We start from the raw sequence: 19,483 nt of genomic DNA, 5'->3' as shown, positions 1-19,483 counted from the left end.
ATCAAAGTCAGCAAAGTTCCTAATTCCAGTTTCGGCGCGCCATTCTCCCTAAATGCCGGGCACTCGGCTTTACAGTGCGCTTCTGGGTGTCTCTGTTCACTGCAATCAGGCCGAACTTCGGACGATAGCCAAAAAGCCATTCAAAGTTATCGAGCAAAGACCAATGAATATATCCGCGCACGTCGATCCCATCGTCGATTGCGGCTTTCAGGCTGCGTAATGCTTCATCGATGTACTGTATTCGCACTGCATCATCTTCGATGCCGATGCCATTTTCGGTAACGAGAATAGGTACACCGGCATTCGCCGCTGCATAACGGACAGCGCCGCCAAGTGCCGAAGGATAAAATTCCTGCCCAACCTGACTTACAAGCGCGCCGGGCGGCGCGGGAAGTCGCCCCCGGTTTCCAATTACGCTACGCGTGTAATTTTGTACCCCCAAGAAATCGTCGCCCTTTGCTTGGCGGAGCCAGACATCGAACATTTCTGAACGCAGGGTCGCCGCGCGACCTTCCATCCCCGGCGCATCTTGCACATCATCCATCGCAAGCGTGTATCCGACGGGTAGTGAAGGGCGAACGGCCTTGATTGCAGCGCGTGCTGCGCCATGACACTCTCGCACAATCGGCTTGGACCGGCTTTCGTCTGAGAAGAGGAAGGTGGAAAAGCGAGGGACGTTGGTGGCGGCTGCAGCTGCCGCCAGGGCCCTTGTTCCGGGTCCGAAAGACAGGTTGGCCTCGTTGATGGTGCAAAGCCAGCCAATCCGATCTCCTAATGCTTCCACAACCCGCCCGGCATAGCGGGCAAAGAGCATCGGAGCGCCGCTATTCTCAAACCCTCCCTTCGCCGCGAACCACCGCGGGGAACTGAAATGGTGGAGTGTCACCACCGGTGTCACGCCATGCCGATGACAGCTCTCGAGCATACGTCCATAATGCGCAAGCGCCGCAGTAGAGAATCTGCCTTCTTCAGGTTCGATCCTTGCCCACTCAATGCCAAAACGATAGCTGTTGAGTCCCAGCTTTGCCAGAAGTGCGATGTCCTGATCGTACAGGTGGTAATGGTCGCATGCATCGCCGGATTTCTCCCTGAAGGGCGAATTTGGAAGAGTTTCCAGCAGCCAGATGTCGCTATTTATGTTGTTGCCTTCGACCTGATAGGCTGAGCCGGCAGCGCCCCAGAGAAAATCCTTCGCCCTAGGCAACGGGCGCGCGAAAGAGGGCGCCACCAAGTTGGCGGCGGAAATTCCCATTAGTCCGATAGCATCGCGCCGGTTCAACATCTTTCGGGATCCTCTCGCAATCACGCTCTTGTGGTAAGTAGCTGGGCGTCACGGGCGTTGCAATAAAGGAACGTGATCGTTCTTTTATTGCAACGATTACACCGGTGCTTTCGCCGCGTGAGTCAAGCGCTGACGGCATGTGTGCCGAAGAACAGCCGATTATCCTGTCAGCAACTTTCGTTCGTCCGTGGTTTGCGGGTCGGGGGGCGGCGAGACGTTTCCTCCGTGTAGCAGTTGCGAGACGAGGGGGAATATGAACTTTTTCAAAAGAATGTGCCTGGGCACTGTTGTCAGCAGCTTGGCTCTTGGCACCGGCATTCTGCCGGCTGGGGCGCAGGCGCAACAAACGGCGGCTACTGGCGTGGAGTTGAACATTCCCCCCGGCCCGGTCAGCCGTGCGGCCATCGCTTTTTCGCAGGCGGCGGGCGTGCAGTTGATCCTTGATTCCAGCGTCGCGAACGGCGTTTCCTCCCCAGGTGTGCGCGGCCGTTATCCCATCGCCGATGGCTTGGCCCGCTTGCTTGCGGGCACGGGCCTGACATTCCGTTACAGCAGCAGCAATGTGATCGTGATCGAGCGTGCACCCGAAGCGTCTACATCTGGTGCTCGCACATTCGATCGCGTGCTGGTCGAAGGAACGCGTGAGACGGGAAATGGTGCAGGCGGGGGTGCCTTCGCTGCGCTTGACGGCTTTGGTTCCGGTGCTGGGGCTAGCGGCAGTTCGGACGTGACGGCGACCGAAGGTACGAGGAGCCTGACAAGCAACGGTGTCACGGTCGGCGGCCGTACCCCCGTAGCGCTCAAGGATATTCCCCAGTCGGCGAGCGTCGTCACGTCGGCGCGGCTTCAGCAACAGAATATCACCAATGTTCAGGACGCCTTGCAGCAAATGCCAGGTATCACTGTGCAAACCGTGCAGACTGGCCAGCAGAGGTATCTGTCGCGCGGCTTCATCGTGGATTCCTTTGCGACCGATGGCGGGGCAGTCAGCACTTTCCTGCGCGATGCTCCGGCACCCGACATGGCGCAATTTGACCATGTCGAAGTTCTGCGCGGCGCCGATGCGCTGTTCGGCGGCGCGGGCAATCCCAGCGGCACCGTAAACCTTGTGCGGAAACGCCCGCTGGATCATCAGCAGTTTTCATTCGAGCTGCAGGGCGGTTCGTGGAACAATTACCGGGGCGTGATCGACGCTAACGGACTGCTGACTGAAGATGGCCGCGTTCGCCAGCGTTTTGTCCTGTCCTATCAGGACAAGGAAGCTTTCTACGATTTCGAGCAATCCAGCACCATCAACCTTTATGGTGTCGCCGAAGCGGACCTCGGCCCGCGCACGCTGGTGCGCGTGGGCGGCTCTTACCAATATCGTGATATTCAGGGACCGATCAATTTCGGCCTGCCATTCGGCAATGACGGAAAAGATCTGCAACTTCGCCGATCCTTCTCCTTGAGTTCGCCTGATGATTACCAGAACTCACATACTTACGGCGCGTTCGGGCAGATCGATCATCAGTTTTCCGACCGCTGGTCCTTGGTCGTGAAAAGCGAGTGGCAGAAATATACGCGAGATGCGAGGCAGGTCGCATTTTCAAACAACATCGCATCGACCCAAGTAAATATCCCCGTCAGACATCTGGCCACCGCAGCGATGCTCGAAAATGAGCTTACGAGCTTCAACGCGTCGGCGGCGCTTTCCGGTCAATTTGATCTTTTCGGGCAAACCCAAAAGGTGACGCTGGGCGCCGACTATCTCAAGACCAGGCAAAAGAATACGGCCGATCAGGCGAACGTTTTCTACACCTTTCCGCTCGCCCAATATGATCCCGATCTGATTGTGTTTCCCTCCACGCTTCCCGACGGGTCGATCCGCACGCAAGAGGCGCGGCAAATCGGCGTCTATGGCAAGCTGGATCTTAAACCGCGGTCCTTCTGGCATCTCAGCCTTGGCGCCCGCTTGAACTGGTTCGAACTGGATTCTACCAATTTCGTTCGATTTGGAACGTTCACCAGCACTATCGTGGCGCCGACCAACAAGGTGAACGCCCATCTCAGTCCCGGTGTCTCAACCTCCTTCGACATCACCAAAAATCTGAGCCTCTATGGAAGCTGGTTCCAGATTTTCACGCCTCAGGCGACCTTTATCACTGCCGAAGGTGACACATTGCCGCCTGTTACCGGCGACACCTATGAGGTTGGGGTCAAGGGCAGCTTCATGGACGGGAAGATCAATGCATCGCTCAGCTTTTACAAGCAGATGAGCGAAAACAGGGCCGTTCAGACAGGCTTTGGATCTATCCGTCCTGGGTATAGCTGCTGCTATGTCAATGGCGGGCAGTATCAGAACAAGGGGATCGATTTCGAAGTGGGCGGGGAGGTGCTGAAGAACCTTCAGGTCCAATTGTCCTACAATTATGTTAAGGAGGATTTCGACCGGGACGTCGCTAATACGGCTGGCGGTGCATCCGTTACGCAGCAGCCGAAGCACCAGATCAAGTTGTGGAGCGACTATGATGCCGGATCGTTGCTGAAGGGGCTCCACCTCGGCTTGGGCTTCCGCCTCGAAAGCTCGCGATATACCGTCGGAACAGCCTGTATAAACGGCGACTTCGACACAAATTCGGGCCTCTGCAAGAGGGATAATTTGACCGTTCCGTTCACACCTTTCAACTTCACCCAGCCGGAATATCACGTCTTCGATGCGCGCATCGCCTATGACATCACGGACGCGTTGTCGGCATCATTGAACGTTACGAACATCAATAACGCGAAATATTACCGCACGATCAACAGCACCCGGCTTGGCAACTTCTACGGAGAGCCGCGCGCCTTCATGCTCGCCTTGCGCGGGCGGCTGTAAAGCCGCGCATATCCGCCGGTGATTTGGCTCGGTCCACACCGGCGGTGATTTGACTGAAATGAACGGCGCATCGCCGTGTCCCGCCGGGCGGCGACGCCCGGCAAGAAAATGGAGCATCGACCTTGATCGACACCGACGAAAGCAGTTTTGACCAGAATGTCCAAGGCGAAGTGCCCGTGCTGGTCGATTTCTGGGCGCCGTGGTGTGGGCCTTGCCGCGCGTTGTTGCCTCATATCGAGAAGATCGAAGAGGAATATGGCGACCGGCTGAAGATCGTGAAGGTGAATATCGAAGACTGGCCCGCCATTTCGGCACGGTTCAATGTCCGCAGCATACCGACCCTGATCCTGTTCTCGAACGGTGAGGAACAGGGGCGGGTGACCGGTCCGACGCCGGGGCGCCTCAAAGTGTCGGTCGAGCAATGGTTCAGTGAACTCGGGCTGGATGCACAGGGCACTGCGGCGCTCTCCGAGGTCGACGCGCCGAAGCCAAAATCGCAGGAGTGGCGTAGTTTTTCCGGTGATGAGGCTGTGAAGGCTGCGTGCCTATCTCGCTGGGAGAATGCCAAGGTTCCTTCGATATCCAACGCGCCTGCTCTCATATTGCCGGGAGACGGGGCTGACTTCCAGGATGTCGTTGGCGTTCCGGCCGCCTTGGGCGCGATCCTGGACATGATGTGGATACTGCAGGATTCGAGCGATCCGTCGACCCTCGATCTTGTGCACCAGCAGATCACCCATGTGGTGCGGGCCATTCCGGTAGGTGTCGATACCGGCAGCGTGCCCTTCGCGTTTCTGTATGACTTCGTCTATAATTCACAGTGGAACATCCCCCATTATCTGAATGACGAGACGGCCGTCGATTTGCTGGCACAGGTGCGGGCATTGCATGATCGGGAACGTGCGGATCAGGCAGTCCCCGAAGCGGAGTGGGAAAAGCTTCAGCGCGAAGCCATTTTGCTGGATCAAGCCGATGACGGCGGGCGTGCCTCTCAAGCCCTTGAGGAATTGGCCCATCCGCTCTGCCAGCAGCCCGCCATGCTGATCAGCAAGGTCGTAGATATGGCTATCCGGGACTTTGACGTTTATCCCGATTGGAGCCGGGAAGATGGTGCCCTGATCGTAACGGCGAACCGGGACGATTTTGACGCCGTCAGGGAAAAGCTGGGCGACAGGCCCAAGAATCCCGCCGAAACAGAGCGCTGGTCCAATTTGGTCGATGAGCAAATGCGGCAGGCAAGGCAGAACAGGCGTCTTGCCGAGCCCGAACTATGGAGACGCTACGACGCCTGGCTGGTCTTCCGCATGAAGGTTCGATTGAACATCGTCCGGCATATCGCGGACGATCTGATCAGCCGCCTTTCTTTGCTCGGTAAATAAGCGCTTTTCGGAATTTCCCGGAAAAATCGAGTTCTAATCCTCTGTCTTCAACCTTCGCTCCAGCGTTCCAGTTCCGCCGTCGAAAGGCCTGTTTCATGCTTCCCGCCCAAACGCTCCGCGATCGCAGAGACTACCGGATCGACGGACGGTTCCTGCGGCGCATGTTCGTATTTTCGCGCCCCTACTGGACTCGCAAGGGTGCGTGGCCTTCTTGGTGCGCGCTCGGCGTCTGGATCGCCTTCGCCTTCGGCGAAACCGCCTTGGGCGCGAAGCTTTCGTTTCTGACCAAACAGATGAGTGACGCGCTCATTCAGCGGCAGGAGGTCGCCTATTGGCAATATTTCCTGTTGCTGGCACTGGTTGGACTTTTGATTAGCCGCCCGCCGGATGTCGGCCTGCTGAATCATCTGTTCAACTATCTGTTCGAGCGGCTCGTTCTGCACTGGCGCACTTGGACCACGCGCGATCTCGTAGGCCGATTCCTCGGTAACCGGGTCTATTACCGGATCGAGCAGGATGCCGATCTCGATAACGTCGATCAGCGCATGCAGGCGGAAGTCGGCCAGTTGTGCCGTATGATCACGTTACTGCCCAATGTCATATTCGGGTCCTTGTCAGGACTGAGCGTCCAAGGCTGGATTCTCTATAGCATCACGCCCGTCCTGTTCTTTGGCGTTCTGATCTACGGCGTCACGATGACGGTGGTTATCTTCCTGATCTATCGCCCCTTTATCCGGCTCAGCTTCGATTCTACGGTGGCGGAGGCCGACCTGCGTTTTGGCATGTTGCACGTCCGCATCAACGCGGAAACGGTGGCCTTGTACCGCGGCGAGATGGCGGAGGCGGCCAGCATCGACAATCGCCTGATGCGCGCCATCAGGATCGGGATCGCGCAGGCACGCTATCAGGTGGTGATGGGCGGCATTAAAGCTGGGCTCGGCGCGGTCTGGCTGGCGCTGCCGGCCATGATCTTGGTGCCGATGTATTTCGACAATCAAATCAGCTTCGGCACCATCGCACAAGCGACGGCTTCGGCGACCCTGCTGCTGAACAATTTCAAGACCATCACTGATTTCGTGCCGGTATTCGCCAACAGCGCGCCGCACGTCGTGCGCCTTGTCGAGATCATGGAGAAGGCGGACGCCGTCGCCAAAAACGCGACCGATAGCAGCCGATCGATCCGCTTCAGCCATGACGACAATATCCGCATCGACAAGCTGACTCTACAGACGCCGGGCAAGGAGCGCACGCTGCTGCGCGATTTGACGATGACGATCCAGGGCGGCGAGAATGTCCTGATCGTCGGCCGGACCGGCGTCGGCAAGAGCTCGCTGCTGCGCGCGCTCGCGGGGCTTTGGCGCGAAGGGAAGGGCGAGATCGGCATGCCGTCCCCTGACGAGATGCTGTTCCTGCCCCAACGGCCCTACATGCTGCTCGGAAGCCTGCGCGAGCAGTTGCTCTACCCCAACACGGATCGGGTCATGCCCGAGGCGCAATTGCAGGAACTGCTGGAAAAGGTGTCCCTTCCAAATCTGGCGGCGATGCATGGCGGCTTCGACAGCGTAATCGACTGGGCGCGCGTGCTGTCGCTGGGAGAGCAGCAGCGGATCGGCTTTGCCCGGGCGCTTGCGGCCGCGCCGCGCTATGTCGTGCTGGATGAAGCGACGAGCGCGGTGGATGGGAAAACCGAGCGGCAACTATACGAGGCGCTGGCGCAAAGTGGTGCGACCTATCTCAGCGTCGGACATCGCGCCACATTGCTCGCCTATCACAGCCGGGTCCTCCAGCTGCTGCCGGGCGGCGACACCGTCCAGAGGAAAAGCGATCCGGCTGATCATGTAGAACTCGCCTGACGCGACACATCTTTTTCACTTTCTCCCAAGGACCTGTCATGCCCCTTTCCGACACCGCGCTCATTCCCCGTGCGGACCTTTTCGGCAATCCTGAACGCGGCGGGTGCCAGATCAGCCCTTGTGGCCGGTGGCTTGCCTTCTCCGCGCCTCGCGATGGCGTCATGAACCTTTGGGTATGCGAGCGCGGCGCTGATCTTGCAGAAGCGCGGCCGATCACGGCCGATCGCGGGCGCGGAGTCACGGAATTCTTCTGGGCTCATGATGGGGTCCATCTGATGTTCATGCAGGACAGCAATGGGGACGAGAATGTCCACCTGTTCGCTGTCCCGGCAGCAGGTGGAGAGACGCGCGACATGACGCCCTTTCCCGGCGTGCGCGCTTCGACGTTCCCGGCGGAACGGAAGCATCCCGGAACTCTGCTGGTGATGCTCAATCAGCGCGACCCGCGCTATCCTGACATCTTCCGTCTTGACCTCGCCAATGGCGAATTGACGCTGGTGCTGGAAAATAGCGGCTTCGGCGGCTTCGTCATCAATGACGATTACCGGCCAGTCCTGGGCATGCAGCCGCAGCTTGATGGTGGCATGGCGCTGGTCAAGCTGGACGGCGACAATCGCGAAACGTGGCGCATCATTGACGAATGCGATGTCACCAACACGCGTCCCGCCAGCCTGCATGCGGATGGCAGGACGCTCTACATGCTGGATAGCCGGGGCCGGGATACGGCCGCGCTGGTCAGCTACGACCTGTTGGGCGATCCGGACCAGAGCACGCTGATCGCAGAGCATCCGCGTGCCGACATCAGCGGCGTGTGGACCGATCTTGAAAGCCATGTGCCGATCGCCTGGACAGCAACGTTCGAGCGGCGGGAGGTCCATCTGCTCGGCGACCAGATCAGGGCCGATGTCAAGTTTCTGGACAGCCAGGATTTGGGCGAATGGTCGGTCGCCAGCCGGACTTCGGATGACCGGACATGGACACTGCGCGCGGCGACGGACGTCAATCCGCCCAGCATGTACCTTTACGAACGGGACGGCATGGTGCTGACCAAGCTCTATGACATGCTGCCCAAGCTCGCTGGGGCACCGCTGGCGCATATGCACGCCCTGACGATCACCAGCCGCGACGGGTTGCCGCTCGTCAGCTATCTGACGCTGCCGCGCCATGCCGAGGTGCCAGGCCAGCCGCTGGCCAGTTCAGAGCCGTTGCCGCTTGTCCTGCTCGTCCATGGCGGACCGCGCATGCGTGACGCCTGGGGCTTCAACGTCACGCATCAGTGGCTCGCAAACCGCGGATATGCGGTACTGGCGGTCAACTTCCGTGCTTCAACCGGCTTCGGCAAGTCGTTTTTGACCGCGGGCGATGGCGAATGGGGCGGCAAGATGGATGACGATCTGGTCGATGCTGTCAACTGGGCCGTCGAGCAGGGCATCGCTGACCGTAACCGGCTGTGCATCATGGGGGGCAGCTATGGTGGATATGCGACCTTGTGGGGTTTGACCGCCCATCCTGATCTCTATGCTTGCGGCGTCGATATCGTCGGGCCGTCCAACCTGGAAACGCTGGCGGGATCGATCCCGCCCTATTGGGAAGCGGCGAAGAACCAGCTTTACCGGATGATCGGTCATGCCGAGACAACCGAAGGCCGTGCGCTTATGCGTGAGCGTTCGCCGGTGCATCGCGCAGGCCGCATCGCCAGGCCGCTCCTAATCGGGCAAGGCGCCAATGATCCCCGCGTCAAGCAGGCGGAAAGCGATCAGATGGTTGCCGCGATGAAGGCCAACGGGGTGCCAGTGACGTACGTCCTTTATCCGGACGAAGGGCACGGGTTCCGCCGGCCTGCGAACAATATCCGTTTCCAGGCTATTACCGAAGAATTTCTGGCGCAGAACCTGGGTGGACGCAGCGAACCGCTCGCTCCGGGAGAGGTCGATGGCAATACGGCGGTCATCGTCGAAAATTCATTGACCTGAAAACACCACCGCCGCTTGCAGCCTCCTCAAGCTGCAAGCGGCGGCTTCCGTTGTCTGCAGCCTCCTCAAGTCGCAGACAACGGCTTCGGTCATCAGCCGATCAGCAGCAGCGCCACGGCTAACGACAACATGAAGGCCACCACCGTCGCCGCGACGATGACCATGAGGGGTTTGAGGCCCGCCTCCATCAGCTTGGGAAGCGGCGATCGAATTGCGGTCGCAGTGACGGCAGCAGCCAGTAGCGCGGTTGCCGCCTTGGCTGAAAGCACCGACATGGCAGACGGGATGATGCCGGTCGAATTGACGGCTGCGAGCAGGAAGAAACCGGCGACGAACCAGGGGAAGGGCGTTCCTCCACCAGACGCGCCTTCCCGCCGCACGATCAGCGGCACAATGGCGAGGACGGGGGCGAGCAGGGCCACGCGCGTCAACTTGACGATGGCCGCAATCTGTCCCGCGCCGTCGGAATAGGCATAGCCAGCGCCAAGCGCCTGCGCCACGTCATGGATGGAAGCTCCGAGCAGGAAGCCCGCATTTATATCAGGAAGATGCAAAAGATGAGCGGCGATGGGATAAAGCACCATCGCGCCCGCGCTCATGGCGGATATGCCGACGAGCACGAGCGTGAGTTGCGCATCGTTCACGCGCTTGGGGCCCAATGTGGTGGCGAGCGCCATGGCGGCGCTGCCCCCGCAGATGGCGACCGACCCCCCAGCCAGGAGGCCGAAGGGCGTGTCATATCCCGCCAGCCGGGCAGCGCATATGCCCGCAGCAATGGTGATTGCGACGATTGCCGCGATGGAAACAAGTGCGACCGGGCCCAGTCCCGCGATTTCTCCTATGGTGACGCGGGTGCCTGCCAGGACGATGCCCCAGCGCAGCAGTGACCGGGCGGCGAAGTTCAATCCAGGCTGCAGCCGGACGTCACTGGATAGGAAGTTGAGCGACAGGCCGAGCAGCAAGGCCATCAGGGTCAGCGGCGCGCCATAATGATCCGCCATGAATCCGGCCGCAAGCGTTCCCAGCGCGACGATGACAAGCCCGGGTGCAAAATCCCTTCCGCGGGATCGCTTGAGGGGTGGCACATCGCAATAAAGGTCAGCGCCAATCATGGCCCGCATGACGCTTTATTCCGCGCCGCTGGGGACCAGCGGCCCCTTTTCGTGAATGCTGTTGCGGCGCTTCAGGACCATTGCGTCATGAAGCCGTTCGACCATGTCACTGCCGGTGGTGATGAATAGGCCCGGAATGATGGCGTGCACCATGCAGGCAAGGCCAGCTGTCACCATGGAGAAGCCGAAGCGCGATGCCATCACGAAATGTTCGCCATAAGTCTCGTTTACGGCCGCAGGATGTTCTGTGAACAGCTTCTGGATCATGGTCTTACCCCCGATTTTTCGATAAGGCGATCCTACTCCCGCACCTGGAGAAATGATTTTCTATTTTTCGACGAAAACGGGATAAGGTAGTAAATCATGCCAGGGAAATGCTGAAAATGGAGAATATCATTCTCGACCACACTGACCGCAAAATTCTGAACCTGCTTCAGCAGGATGCAACACTCACCGTTGCGCAGATTGCCGATCAGGTGGGACTATCGCAGACGCCGTGCTGGAAACGGATCAAGCGGTTTGAGCGGGAAGGGCTGATCAAGGGGCGCGTGACGCTGCTCGACCGTAATCAGCTGGGCCTTGGCGTCATCGTGATCGTCACGGTGAAGACCGCCGATCATAGCGACCAATGGCTGCAGACATTTGCGGAAGGCGTATCCCTCATCCCCGAAGTGGTCGAATTCTTCAGGATGAGCGGCGATATCGATTATCTGTTGAAGATCGTCGTGCGTGACATCAGCGATTATGACCGCATCTATCGTAAACTGACCAAGATCGCGAAGTTGAGCGACGTCAGCTCGTCCTTCACGATGCAGGAAATCAAATCGACGACGGTCCTGCCGCTTTCATCGTGAAGCGGCAGGACTGTCATTTGCCCGGCTATCGGGCGGTTGCGACCTTATATTCGACCGGCACCACGAAATCGATCCGGTCGCCTGCTTCGCTAGAGGGAGGAGCGGGCAGGGGAGACGCGCGGCGCGCCAAATCCAGCGTTGCACGGTCGAGGAGGGGATTCTTGCGGCTTCGTTCGATCGAAGCGTCCAGCACCTTGCCGGAGCGGTCGATCGTCAGGTGCAGATAGACGATATCCTCGATGCCCCGCCGTTGGGCTTCGCCAGGATATCTCTTCTTGCGGTCCAGCGTCGCCACCACCATCGCTTCCCACCGCTTCTCGGCTGAGGCAAAGCCTTGTGCGGCTGCCCCCTTAACCGGAGCCGCCATCGCAGGGGCAGGCGGGGCGATCGGAACCGGCGGAGCGCTGGCCCTGTCGGACTCCTGCTTCTTGCGCGGAGCATCGTCCTGAACCGTTGGCCGCGGCGTTACCTTCTTCTGCGGCGGGGTGACGACAGGTGCGGAGGCAGTGGGAACCTCGGGTATGTCGAGCGGCTCCTTTTCAGGCACCGGTTCATCCACCGCTTTTGATCGCTCCGCCTCGGGACCGGGCGGAATCGGAGAGGGCGGTTGCGGCATCGCCATTGGGTCAGGCGCCATCGTCAGCGCAATCGCTGGCGGCAATGTGGAAGGAGGCGGGGGGGTGTTGACGATGCCCACTGCAAGGCCTGCCACCACCAGCGCGTGAGCGCCGATAGAGATCATCAGGCCGCGTGACCAGCGCTGTCCGTCCCCTGCCGTCATCCGCCCGCTTTCCGGCAGCGCCTGGGGTTCAATCCGCTCCGCTGCTGACGGCAACGAGCGAGACCTTGTAATATCCTGTGTCGCGAAGGGCATTGAGCAGACCCATCAAATGTTCGTAATCCACAGCCTTATCGGCACGCAGGAAAATCTGCGTTTCGCGATTTCCCTTGGTCTCCGCCAGCAAAGCGTCCCCGATCTTCTGGCGATCGACCTTCCTGTCACCGATGGAAACAGCGAAATCCGATTGCAATGTCACATAGACGGGCTTCGATTCGGGCTGTTTCTGCTGGGCGTTTGATACCGGCAGATTGACCGGCACGTCCACCGTGCTGAGCGGCACCGTAACCATGAAGATCACGAGCAGCACCAGCATGACGTCGATGAAAGGGGTGACGTTGATTTCGTGCGTTTCGGCAAGGCCGTCATCCGCATGTGCGATATGGATGGCCACGTCAGACCTCCATGCCCAGCGACCCGGCCTTGTCGGAGGTGGGATTGCGATGCAGCTCGATTTCAGGCGAACGGCCGTGCCGCCGCTCTGATTCATGCTCCAGAACGCAGGCCACCATCACCGCCGCTTCCGACAGCATCCGGCGATATCCCGCGATCGATCGTGACAGCGTGTTGTAGATCAGCACCGCCGGAATGGCCGCCGCAAGGCCCAGGGCCGTTGCGAACAGAGCCTCGGCAATGCCGGGCGCGACCACGGCGAGGCTTGTCGAATTGCTCTGTGCGATGCCGAGGAAGCTGTGCATGATGCCCCACACAGTGCCTGCGAGGCCGACGAACGGCGCGGTTGCGCCGATGGACGCGAGAACGTTCGTGCCCTGCAGCATGTGGTGAATGGCCCTCGCTTCGATGATGGGGAAACGGACGCCGACGCGTTCCTCTACGCCGCGAATCGCGCGGAACGACGGTGAATTGCCGATGCCGTCCAGTTCCGACCGGACCATCTCCACCATTTCCTTGATGGCAGGGTAATGGACGGTCGCAGCCCCATCGAGCGACGTGGCGCGCGATAGAAGGTCCACGTCATTCTTCAACGCGACCTTGGCAGCGCGAAGCTGGCCATGTTTGACGAACCAGATTGCCCAGGTTGCGATGGACGCGATCACCAGGATCGCCATCACGCCCTTCACCACCGGATCGGCATGAGCGATGATCTCGAATAGCTGATTATTGGACGTGCTGACCGTAACTCCGCCGACCGGTTGCGCCCAGGCAGGCGAAACGAGCGCAAGACTGATCGCCATGCCCCATGCCCCTGCGAATATGGATCTGCCTTGTGGATATCGCGTCATCTTGAAAACCCATCATCCTATTGCCGCTCTCAGTAAGGAAACGACCCGCGATGGGCCTTCCCGCAAAGCGGGCAGCAAGAAAGTTTTGGGCGTTCGAACCAGGGTAGCTTCGCGCAAACTGCGCATGCGCAGGCCGCGCCGATATAATACGCACTTGACGGCCCCGATGATAAAGGAAATGTTCGCCTTCTTGTCAGATTGCGCCGTCCTGTGGGAGAGAAGGCAGGCGTCGGGTCGCGGGGCGGGTCATGTCTTGTATCACATCGCGTAATGTAGCCAGTTTGTTTCAATTTAGCGTCGGCCGGGCACGATGAGGCGGTTGTTCACCGCAAGAAAGCCGTTGACCGTCCAGCAGCTGGCAGACCTCTTCAGTCATATGCAACCCGATTTACAGGCGGTTGGCGTGAGGCGGACGGGGAACCCTGAAACAGCGGCTGACCTGGTCCACGAAGTCTTTTTGAAATTGCAGTCGATCCGCACGCCCCTCTACAGCGACGGCGAGGCACGCGCCTATATCTACAGGATGATGCAGAATTTGGCGATCGACCATGTGCGAACCGAAAGCCGGCGGTCTGCGATAATCGACGGAGCGCAAATCCTGTTCGAGGATGCGGTCATGTCGCCGGAGGCCATAGCGATCTCGCGAGATCAACTGCGTCGGATCGATCGTGCGCTCGGCGACCTGCCACCCAAATGCCGGGAAGCGTTCGTGATGACCCGCGTCACCAACCTCACGCACAAGGAAATTGCCGAACGACTGGGCGTTTCGGTCAGCCTGATAGAAAAATATCAGCTTCGCGCTTTGCGCCACTGTCGCGATTTTCTTGCTAACGATCTGCAATAGTTGTTTTATAATAATGTGTAGGGTAGCTCTTCATCAATCCAAATGTGAGCGATTATGACATGATGCGGCTGGTGCATTCCTCCTCTGCCCGGTCAGACGACAACGCCGACGAACAAGCCCTGAACTGGGTCGTGCTCCTGACGTCAGGCCGTTTGACGGAAGAAGATGTCGCCGCGTTCCGGCGCTGGCGGGACCGTTCTTCCGGCAACAGAGAAGCGTTGGCGAAGGCCCGGGAAGCTTGGCGGCTGACGGGCGAAGCTCTGCCGCGTCTACGCCGCCGCGATTCATTCCGGCAATTCTGTCGCAGCCGCCTGACGCTGGCAATCGCGGCCTCCCTGGCGCTCACCATCGGGCTCAGCTATCAATATCAACATAGCTGGCAATATGATTATGTGAGCGGCGTCGGCGAACGTCGCCCGGTGACGTTGGCGGATGGCAGTGAACTGATGCTGGGCGCGGATACCGCGCTGAAGGTCGACTTTTCGCGGGGCCAACGCCGGATCACCCTTGGGCGCGGGCAAATCATGCTGCAAGTCGTCCATGACGATGCGCGGCCGATGATCGTGTCGGCCGGTGCCGCAAATTACCGGGATGTCGGCACCATTTTTGGGGTCACCCGTGATAATGCGGCTTCCCAGATGGTAGTGGCGGAAGGCCTGGTCGAGGCGCAGGGCCGCAATCGCCGGGTTACTCTGGGGCAGGGCTGGTCGGCTTCTGTCGATGGACAAGGCTTTGTTCGCACGCGGCGGGTTGAGCCGACACAGGAGCTTGCCTGGGCGAAGGGCCGGATGATCTTCAATGATCGTCCGCTGCGCGATATCGTCGCGGCGTTACGACCATATTATCGCGGCCGGGTATTCCTGCTGGATGCCACGGCTGCCAATCAGCGTTTGAGTGCGGTTGTCCAACTTGACAGTATTGACCTCTGGCTCACTGGCTTGAGCCAGACCAATCTCGTCAAAGTGAATTCAATCGGCAAGTTCCACCTGATAAGCTGACAAGCCTGCAGTGCATTGGCGCGCTGTTCGCTCGGACATTCCGGTTCCGGCATGCCCTTCGATAGGTTCGGCACGGATCAGCCTTCAGCGGGAAACTGATCGCGGAGACAATGCCGCATAGCCATGCTTTTTGTCGAAGTACGTCCCCGCAGAGATCAGGGTTTGATGAGCACCTTGCACTGGTCTGTTGGCTTTCGCAGCGCTTCGAATGCGGCAGGAAGCTCGTCCAGACTGACGGTCGACGTGTGCAACGGCCGGGGTTCGACCTCTCCCCGGGCGAGCGCGTCGATGACGGCGGCGAAGTCGCTTTCTGTATAAGCCTGGCTGAACCGGATCGTCACTTCCTTGCCCATGGCAACGATCGGCGCGAAGCTGTCCTCCTGGAAGACGACGCCCGCGACGACGACACAGCCGCGTACCGCCGCCAGGTCCACCGCTTGCCGAATCATGCCCGGCAATCCGACGCATTCGAAGACGACAGCGGGACGCGCCTCGCCAGTATTCTTGCGAAACGCTTCCAGCACATCCTCTTGAGCCGGATCGATGACGGCGGTCGCACCTACTTCCAGAACACGATTCCGGCGGACGTCCGACATCTCGCTGACCACGACGTGCCGCGCGCCGGCATGGCGCGCGAAAAGCGTGACAGCCGCGCCGATCGGTCCGCCGCCTAGCACCAGAACCGATGCGCCGCGTGGCAGTTCGGCCATTCCGACAATGTGGTGACCGACAGCCAGCGGCTCGACCATGGCGCCTTCCGCGAAGCTCACGCCGTCGGGCAGCCGCTGCAACATCGAGCCGCGTGCCGCGACATATTGTGCATAGGCGCCTTGGGCAGTGAGAAAGCAGCCCGTAAACAGGTTCTGGCTGCACAGTGCAGGAAGACCCTGGTCGCATGTGTCGCAGCTGTTGCATGCGTTGAGCGGCAGCGCTGTCACGCGATCCCCGGGGCGCCAGCCTTTAACTGCTGATCCGACGGCAGAAATCGTGCCAGCAAATTCATGGCCCAGAATGAGCCCGGCAGGCGTATGCGCGCCTTCGGTCATGTGGAGGTCTGATCCGCAGATACCGGCATTTTCCACCGTCAGAATGACCTGATCGGGCGCGGGGGTGGGATCGTCCACCGTCTGGATCGATAATGGCTTGCCCACACCTTCGAAAACAGCAGCTCGCACGATGATCCTCTCCTGCCACCGGTTCACGTCCGGAGGCTTGTTGGCCGACTATAGATAAGCGTCGGCATTATGGCGCATGTAACGGCCCGTTACGCCATATGCAACGCAACGCAGGATAAGCCGTCGCGATCAGCGTGCCGTCGGCTGGTCAAAGCTCGCAAAATGGCTTGAGCAGGAAGTCCCGATTCTGCGGAATTTGCCGGATCGATAGTTGGACTTTTGACATGGGCGGAAATCCCGTTCCAGCCAATCACTGCCTGCACCACGTAAAACTTCGGCAGTTTGCATCAGACATCCCTTTGGTCCGTCAGGCCGTTCCGAAGGATACCTTGGGAAAGGATCTCCGCCGACGATTGCAGGAAACCCAGGCTGGCAATGGCGTCCGGCACGCGGCCATCCGCATAAGCATCGCTTATTTCCCCGATAACATTGCGGACGTGCATGCGTGCCGCCACGAACAATCTTCTATCATCGGGCGTTTCCGGAAACTGCGCCTCCAAATAGTGGACCAGCGGCATAACCTGGTCGCGGACAACCTCTTCCCGCATCATCCGCTCCAGATCCGGTACGCGTTCTTTCTCTTTCTGCATCAGCCGCAGAAAAGCTGCTGTACGCGGTGCTGAATAATGGTCGAACAAGGCTTCGCCATATCGGACGAGCGCTGGGACTAGCGGCATGTCGGGCGGCAGGCTCAGCGCGGCCTTGGTGCCCTCTGACGATAACCACTCCAGTACCGCCAGGAACAAGGATATCTTGTCGGGGTAGCTGGCGTAGAGCGTCCTTTTTGAAACGGTGGCTGCGCTGGCGATCGTGTCCATCGTCACCGCAAGGCCATTCTCGATGAACAGCCCCATGGCCGTTTCAAGCAGCTTGTGGTGACGGTGTTCCAGATCCTGCCGTCTGGGCCGACCACGGAGTGACGGATCATTCCTTATCGATGACGCACGAGCCATGGGCAGGTCCTCGCAGAAACCGTCCAAACTGCAAGCCTGTTTACATGAAAACGAAATCGTACCATTATCAAAAGGTAGGAGAGGAACGACAGATATGCGAATCATCGACGTCGACAGCCATTTCAACGAGCCAGCGGACTGGTTCGTACAAGCCAATCCCGGCCTCGCTGCCAAGCTGCCTAAGATGACGGTAGCCGAACAACTGCTCGACATCGTTGTCGGAGACCTTTTCTCCTCCGTGCCGCCAGCCTTGCGTCCGGATCCGTTGAAATTGATCCCGCCCTATGTGCTCGATGCTTATGAGAAATCGCTGGCTGGCGGTGAGCCGCCGCAAATCGCGGTGGATGCGGGTGCCTTCGCCCCAGAGGCGTGGCAGCCCGCGCCGCGTATTGCATGGATGGACAAGCGCGGCATCGAAAAGCAGATCTTGTTGCCGTCCAACGGATATCATCCTTATCGGCACGCCATGCGCAACGATCCATCCTTGGCTCTTCCGGCGCTGGATACGTACAATCGTTGGGCATTGGAGCAGATGTACGGTTACACCGACCGCCTGATCCCGGCCGTGGTAGTTGATCTGATCGACGTGGAATGGTCGATTGCGCAGGTTATCTCGGGCCGTGAAAGAGGATCGCGCGCCGTATTCGTCAAGGCCGACCCCCATGGTGGAAAAGCGCTCAATCACCCGGACTTCGAACCTTTCTGGGCTACATGCGAGGATCTTGGCGTGGCGATCCTTTTCCATGTTGGCGGCGGCCGCGCGGCCATGCATCCCGGCTGGGCAAATAATGGCGGGGACCTGAGCTCTTTCTACAGGCTCGCCAATTTGTCCCGGCGTCTTGTGCCGCAACTGGCAGTCGCGGCGATGATCTTTGGCGGTGTGCTGGACCGTTATCCCAATCTTGCTGTCATTGTGTCGGAACTTGGGATCGACTGGATACCCGACTTCCTGGAAACAATAGATAGAGAAGCCGATAACAGCCGCCCGCGAATGCTCAGCTTCGCACCTTACAGCCTGCCGCTCAAACCCAGTGAATATGTCCAGCGACAGGTACGCGTGTCGGTTGTGCACCAGCAGGACGTGTTACGCCCGACGATTGATCGCGTCCCTGAGGGGATTATCGTCTTTTCATCCGACTTTCCTCATGTCGAAGGACATCAGGAAGCAGTGGCGCTGTATGACGCACAGATGGAAGGGATGAGCCAATCGGCACGGGAGAGCTTCTTTGGAAAATCTGCCGCGGAACTTTTGAAGCTATAGCCCAATCCCATAACGCGTTCCGCTATCTGGTCCCTGTGTCCTAGCGAGGGAAACTTCCGTGGATCAATTCCCTGCTTCGCTCAAAGTGATGGCATGTCTGATGTCGGATATTCTTCGAAAGGTCGTTGAGAATCTCCGTCGCGAAGCGCCAAGGCTCGGCGGGCGACCGTGGCGCCGTGTAACAGGATATATAACCCATATTCCCAATTGGTTTCCGTCACCTCACGGCCGAAGACATCGATAAACTGCCGCAGCAACACTGCCTCGTCAGGCGAACGGCTCAAAACAGATTTCTTTATAGTGTTAGAACGTGAACGCCCTTCCCTGCGAAGCGTCCGGTCCCGCTTCGATGCAGCGGCCGCGCCAATGACAAGGTGAGCAACGATCCGGCGAAGCTGGAGCGCTTCCTCTCCGGTGAATCCGCGTTTGGTCATCGCCTGCAGCCATGACTCGCCGGAGTCGACTTCCAGGGTCGGCGATTGGACGCCATTGATCCATGTTTCTAGCAACTCCCCATCCATGGTGAGCACTTCGTACAAGGCCCGGGCGTCTTCGAGGATCCAACTGCACCAGTGCTGGCCATTATCTTCTGGGTTATGAAGCCGGCGGGACGCCTTGGCGGAGGCGATCCGGACCAATTCGTCGCGGTCCTTGACATAACCATATAATACCGCCTTCGCGACACCCAGCTTTTCCGCAACGGCGGCCATCGTCAATTGGTGCAATCCGACGGCTAAGGCGGCGTCGATCACCTGGCCAAGTTCCAGTTTACGGGGGCGCCCCCTTGGCAATGCTTTCGCCGCCTCTTTGGCCTTCAAGCCAGTATCCTTGGTCATCATCCGGGTGTTTCGCGCCATATG

General features: G+C 59.3%; 17 protein-coding genes. 8 read left to right on the top strand and 9 right to left on the bottom strand.

The window, feature by feature from the left end:
* Positions 1–19: 19 nt before the first annotated feature.
* The gene (locus ACYU8T_RS15865; RefSeq protein ID WP_461160235.1) at positions 20–1,282 is read right to left on the bottom strand and encodes a glycoside hydrolase family 1 protein; all 1,263 of its coding nucleotides are present in this window, start codon (positions 1,280–1,282) and stop codon (positions 20–22) included.
* A 253-nt stretch (positions 1,283–1,535) separates the two neighbouring features.
* Between ACYU8T_RS15865 and ACYU8T_RS15860 the strand changes: the two genes are divergently transcribed.
* From ACYU8T_RS15860 to ACYU8T_RS15845, 4 genes are all read left to right on the top strand, one after another.
* Positions 1,536–4,139, top strand: a complete 2,604-nt coding sequence (locus tag ACYU8T_RS15860) for a TonB-dependent siderophore receptor (protein WP_461160234.1) — start codon at positions 1,536–1,538, stop codon at positions 4,137–4,139.
* A gap of 122 nt (positions 4,140–4,261) precedes the next feature.
* Entirely contained in the window at positions 4,262–5,518 is a 1,257-nt protein-coding gene (trxA, locus tag ACYU8T_RS15855) for a thioredoxin (protein ID WP_461160233.1), read from the top strand.
* A gap of 95 nt (positions 5,519–5,613) precedes the next feature.
* Complete coding sequence (locus ACYU8T_RS15850) at positions 5,614–7,371, top strand: ABC transporter ATP-binding protein/permease (protein WP_461160232.1); 1,758 nt, start codon at positions 5,614–5,616, stop codon at positions 7,369–7,371.
* Positions 7,372–7,409: 38 nt separating this feature from the next.
* Entirely contained in the window at positions 7,410–9,344 is a 1,935-nt protein-coding gene (locus tag ACYU8T_RS15845) for a S9 family peptidase (RefSeq protein ID WP_461160231.1), read from the top strand.
* A gap of 92 nt (positions 9,345–9,436) precedes the next feature.
* Here the strand turns inward: ACYU8T_RS15845 and ACYU8T_RS15840 are convergent, their stop codons facing one another.
* Positions 9,437–10,465, bottom strand: a complete 1,029-nt coding sequence (locus tag ACYU8T_RS15840) for a YeiH family protein (RefSeq protein ID WP_461160230.1) — start codon at positions 10,463–10,465, stop codon at positions 9,437–9,439.
* A gap of 6 nt (positions 10,466–10,471) precedes the next feature.
* The gene (locus ACYU8T_RS15835; protein WP_461160229.1) at positions 10,472–10,723 is read right to left on the bottom strand and encodes a DUF6356 family protein; all 252 of its coding nucleotides are present in this window, start codon (positions 10,721–10,723) and stop codon (positions 10,472–10,474) included.
* Between the two features lie 116 nt (positions 10,724–10,839).
* Here ACYU8T_RS15835 and ACYU8T_RS15830 point away from each other — a divergent pair, with 116 nt between their 5' ends.
* Positions 10,840–11,310: an Lrp/AsnC family transcriptional regulator gene (locus ACYU8T_RS15830; protein ID WP_461160228.1), complete on the top strand. Its 471-nt coding sequence runs from the start codon at positions 10,840–10,842 to the stop codon at positions 11,308–11,310.
* Between the two features lie 25 nt (positions 11,311–11,335).
* Here ACYU8T_RS15830 and ACYU8T_RS15825 read toward each other — a convergent pair whose 3' ends face one another.
* From ACYU8T_RS15825 to exbB, 3 genes are read right to left on the bottom strand one after another with little or no spacing between them, the layout of a single operon-like run.
* On the bottom strand, positions 11,336–12,145 hold the full coding sequence (locus tag ACYU8T_RS15825) for an energy transducer TonB family protein (RefSeq protein WP_461160227.1): 810 nt from the start codon (positions 12,143–12,145) through the stop codon (positions 11,336–11,338).
* Positions 12,120–12,542 (bottom strand): TonB system transport protein ExbD, encoded by a 423-nt coding sequence (gene exbD, locus ACYU8T_RS15820; protein ID WP_201516225.1) that lies wholly within the window; start codon positions 12,540–12,542, stop codon positions 12,120–12,122. Before exbD ends, ACYU8T_RS15825 begins: the two co-directional genes overlap by 26 nt.
* 1 nt (position 12,543) lies before the next feature.
* Complete coding sequence (gene exbB / locus ACYU8T_RS15815; protein ID WP_201516224.1) at positions 12,544–13,344, bottom strand: tonB-system energizer ExbB; 801 nt, start codon at positions 13,342–13,344, stop codon at positions 12,544–12,546.
* A gap of 358 nt (positions 13,345–13,702) precedes the next feature.
* Here exbB and ACYU8T_RS15810 point away from each other — a divergent pair, with 358 nt between their 5' ends.
* Entirely contained in the window at positions 13,703–14,236 is a 534-nt protein-coding gene (locus ACYU8T_RS15810; RefSeq protein ID WP_268933205.1) for an RNA polymerase sigma factor, read from the top strand.
* Positions 14,237–14,280: 44 nt separating this feature from the next.
* Positions 14,281–15,234, top strand: coding sequence for a FecR family protein (locus tag ACYU8T_RS15805; protein ID WP_461160226.1), 954 nt, complete (start codon positions 14,281–14,283; stop codon positions 15,232–15,234).
* Positions 15,235–15,389: 155 nt separating this feature from the next.
* On the opposite strand, the gene ACYU8T_RS15800 is transcribed toward ACYU8T_RS15805, so the two are convergent.
* Together ACYU8T_RS15800 and ACYU8T_RS15795 are read right to left on the bottom strand one after the other, a co-directional pair.
* Complete coding sequence (locus tag ACYU8T_RS15800; protein WP_461160225.1) at positions 15,390–16,409, bottom strand: zinc-dependent alcohol dehydrogenase; 1,020 nt, start codon at positions 16,407–16,409, stop codon at positions 15,390–15,392.
* Positions 16,410–16,696: 287 nt separating this feature from the next.
* Positions 16,697–17,362 carry a TetR/AcrR family transcriptional regulator gene (locus ACYU8T_RS15795; RefSeq protein WP_461160224.1) on the bottom strand — a complete coding sequence of 222 codons (666 nt, stop codon included), beginning with the start codon at positions 17,360–17,362 and terminating at the stop codon, positions 16,697–16,699.
* Between ACYU8T_RS15795 and ACYU8T_RS15790 the strand changes: the two genes are divergently transcribed.
* Positions 17,361–18,623, top strand: a complete 1,263-nt coding sequence (locus ACYU8T_RS15790; RefSeq protein ID WP_461160223.1) for an amidohydrolase family protein — start codon at positions 17,361–17,363, stop codon at positions 18,621–18,623. The genes ACYU8T_RS15795 and ACYU8T_RS15790 overlap by 2 nt on opposite strands.
* Positions 18,624–18,703: 80 nt before the next feature.
* Here ACYU8T_RS15790 and ACYU8T_RS15785 read toward each other — a convergent pair whose 3' ends face one another.
* A complete protein-coding gene (locus ACYU8T_RS15785; protein ID WP_461160222.1) occupies positions 18,704–19,459 on the bottom strand; it encodes a TetR/AcrR family transcriptional regulator C-terminal domain-containing protein in 756 nt (251 codons plus the stop codon).
* Positions 19,460–19,483: the final 24 nt, after the last annotated feature.

Source organism: Sphingobium sp. TomMM35A, from assembly GCF_054771735.1.
This window is presented reverse-complemented; position numbering and strand designations above follow the sequence as displayed.

Excerpts from the sequence above, each read along its gene's own strand:
- ACYU8T_RS15865 (WP_461160235.1), bottom strand. The coding sequence starts at position 1,282 with ATGTTGAACCGGCGCGATGCTATCGGACTAATGGGAATTTCCGCCGCC.
- ACYU8T_RS15860 (WP_461160234.1), top strand. The coding sequence starts at position 1,536 with ATGAACTTTTTCAAAAGAATGTGCCTGGGCACTGTTGTCAGCAGCTTG.
- ACYU8T_RS15850 (WP_461160232.1), top strand. The coding sequence starts at position 5,614 with ATGCTTCCCGCCCAAACGCTCCGCGATCGCAGAGACTACCGGATCGAC.
- ACYU8T_RS15845 (WP_461160231.1), top strand. The coding sequence starts at position 7,410 with ATGCCCCTTTCCGACACCGCGCTCATTCCCCGTGCGGACCTTTTCGGC.
- ACYU8T_RS15840 (WP_461160230.1), bottom strand. The coding sequence starts at position 10,465 with ATGCGGGCCATGATTGGCGCTGACCTTTATTGCGATGTGCCACCCCTC.
- ACYU8T_RS15835 (WP_461160229.1), bottom strand. The coding sequence starts at position 10,723 with ATGATCCAGAAGCTGTTCACAGAACATCCTGCGGCCGTAAACGAGACT.
- ACYU8T_RS15830 (WP_461160228.1), top strand. The coding sequence starts at position 10,840 with ATGGAGAATATCATTCTCGACCACACTGACCGCAAAATTCTGAACCTG.
- exbB (WP_201516224.1), bottom strand. The coding sequence starts at position 13,344 with ATGGCGATCAGTCTTGCGCTCGTTTCGCCTGCCTGGGCGCAACCGGTC.
- ACYU8T_RS15810 (WP_268933205.1), top strand. The coding sequence starts at position 13,703 with ATGAGGCGGTTGTTCACCGCAAGAAAGCCGTTGACCGTCCAGCAGCTG.
- ACYU8T_RS15790 (WP_461160223.1), top strand. The coding sequence starts at position 17,361 with ATGGGCAGGTCCTCGCAGAAACCGTCCAAACTGCAAGCCTGTTTACAT.
- ACYU8T_RS15795 (WP_461160224.1), bottom strand. The coding sequence starts at position 17,362 with ATGGCTCGTGCGTCATCGATAAGGAATGATCCGTCACTCCGTGGTCGG.
- ACYU8T_RS15785 (WP_461160222.1), bottom strand. The coding sequence starts at position 19,459 with ATGACCAAGGATACTGGCTTGAAGGCCAAAGAGGCGGCGAAAGCATTG.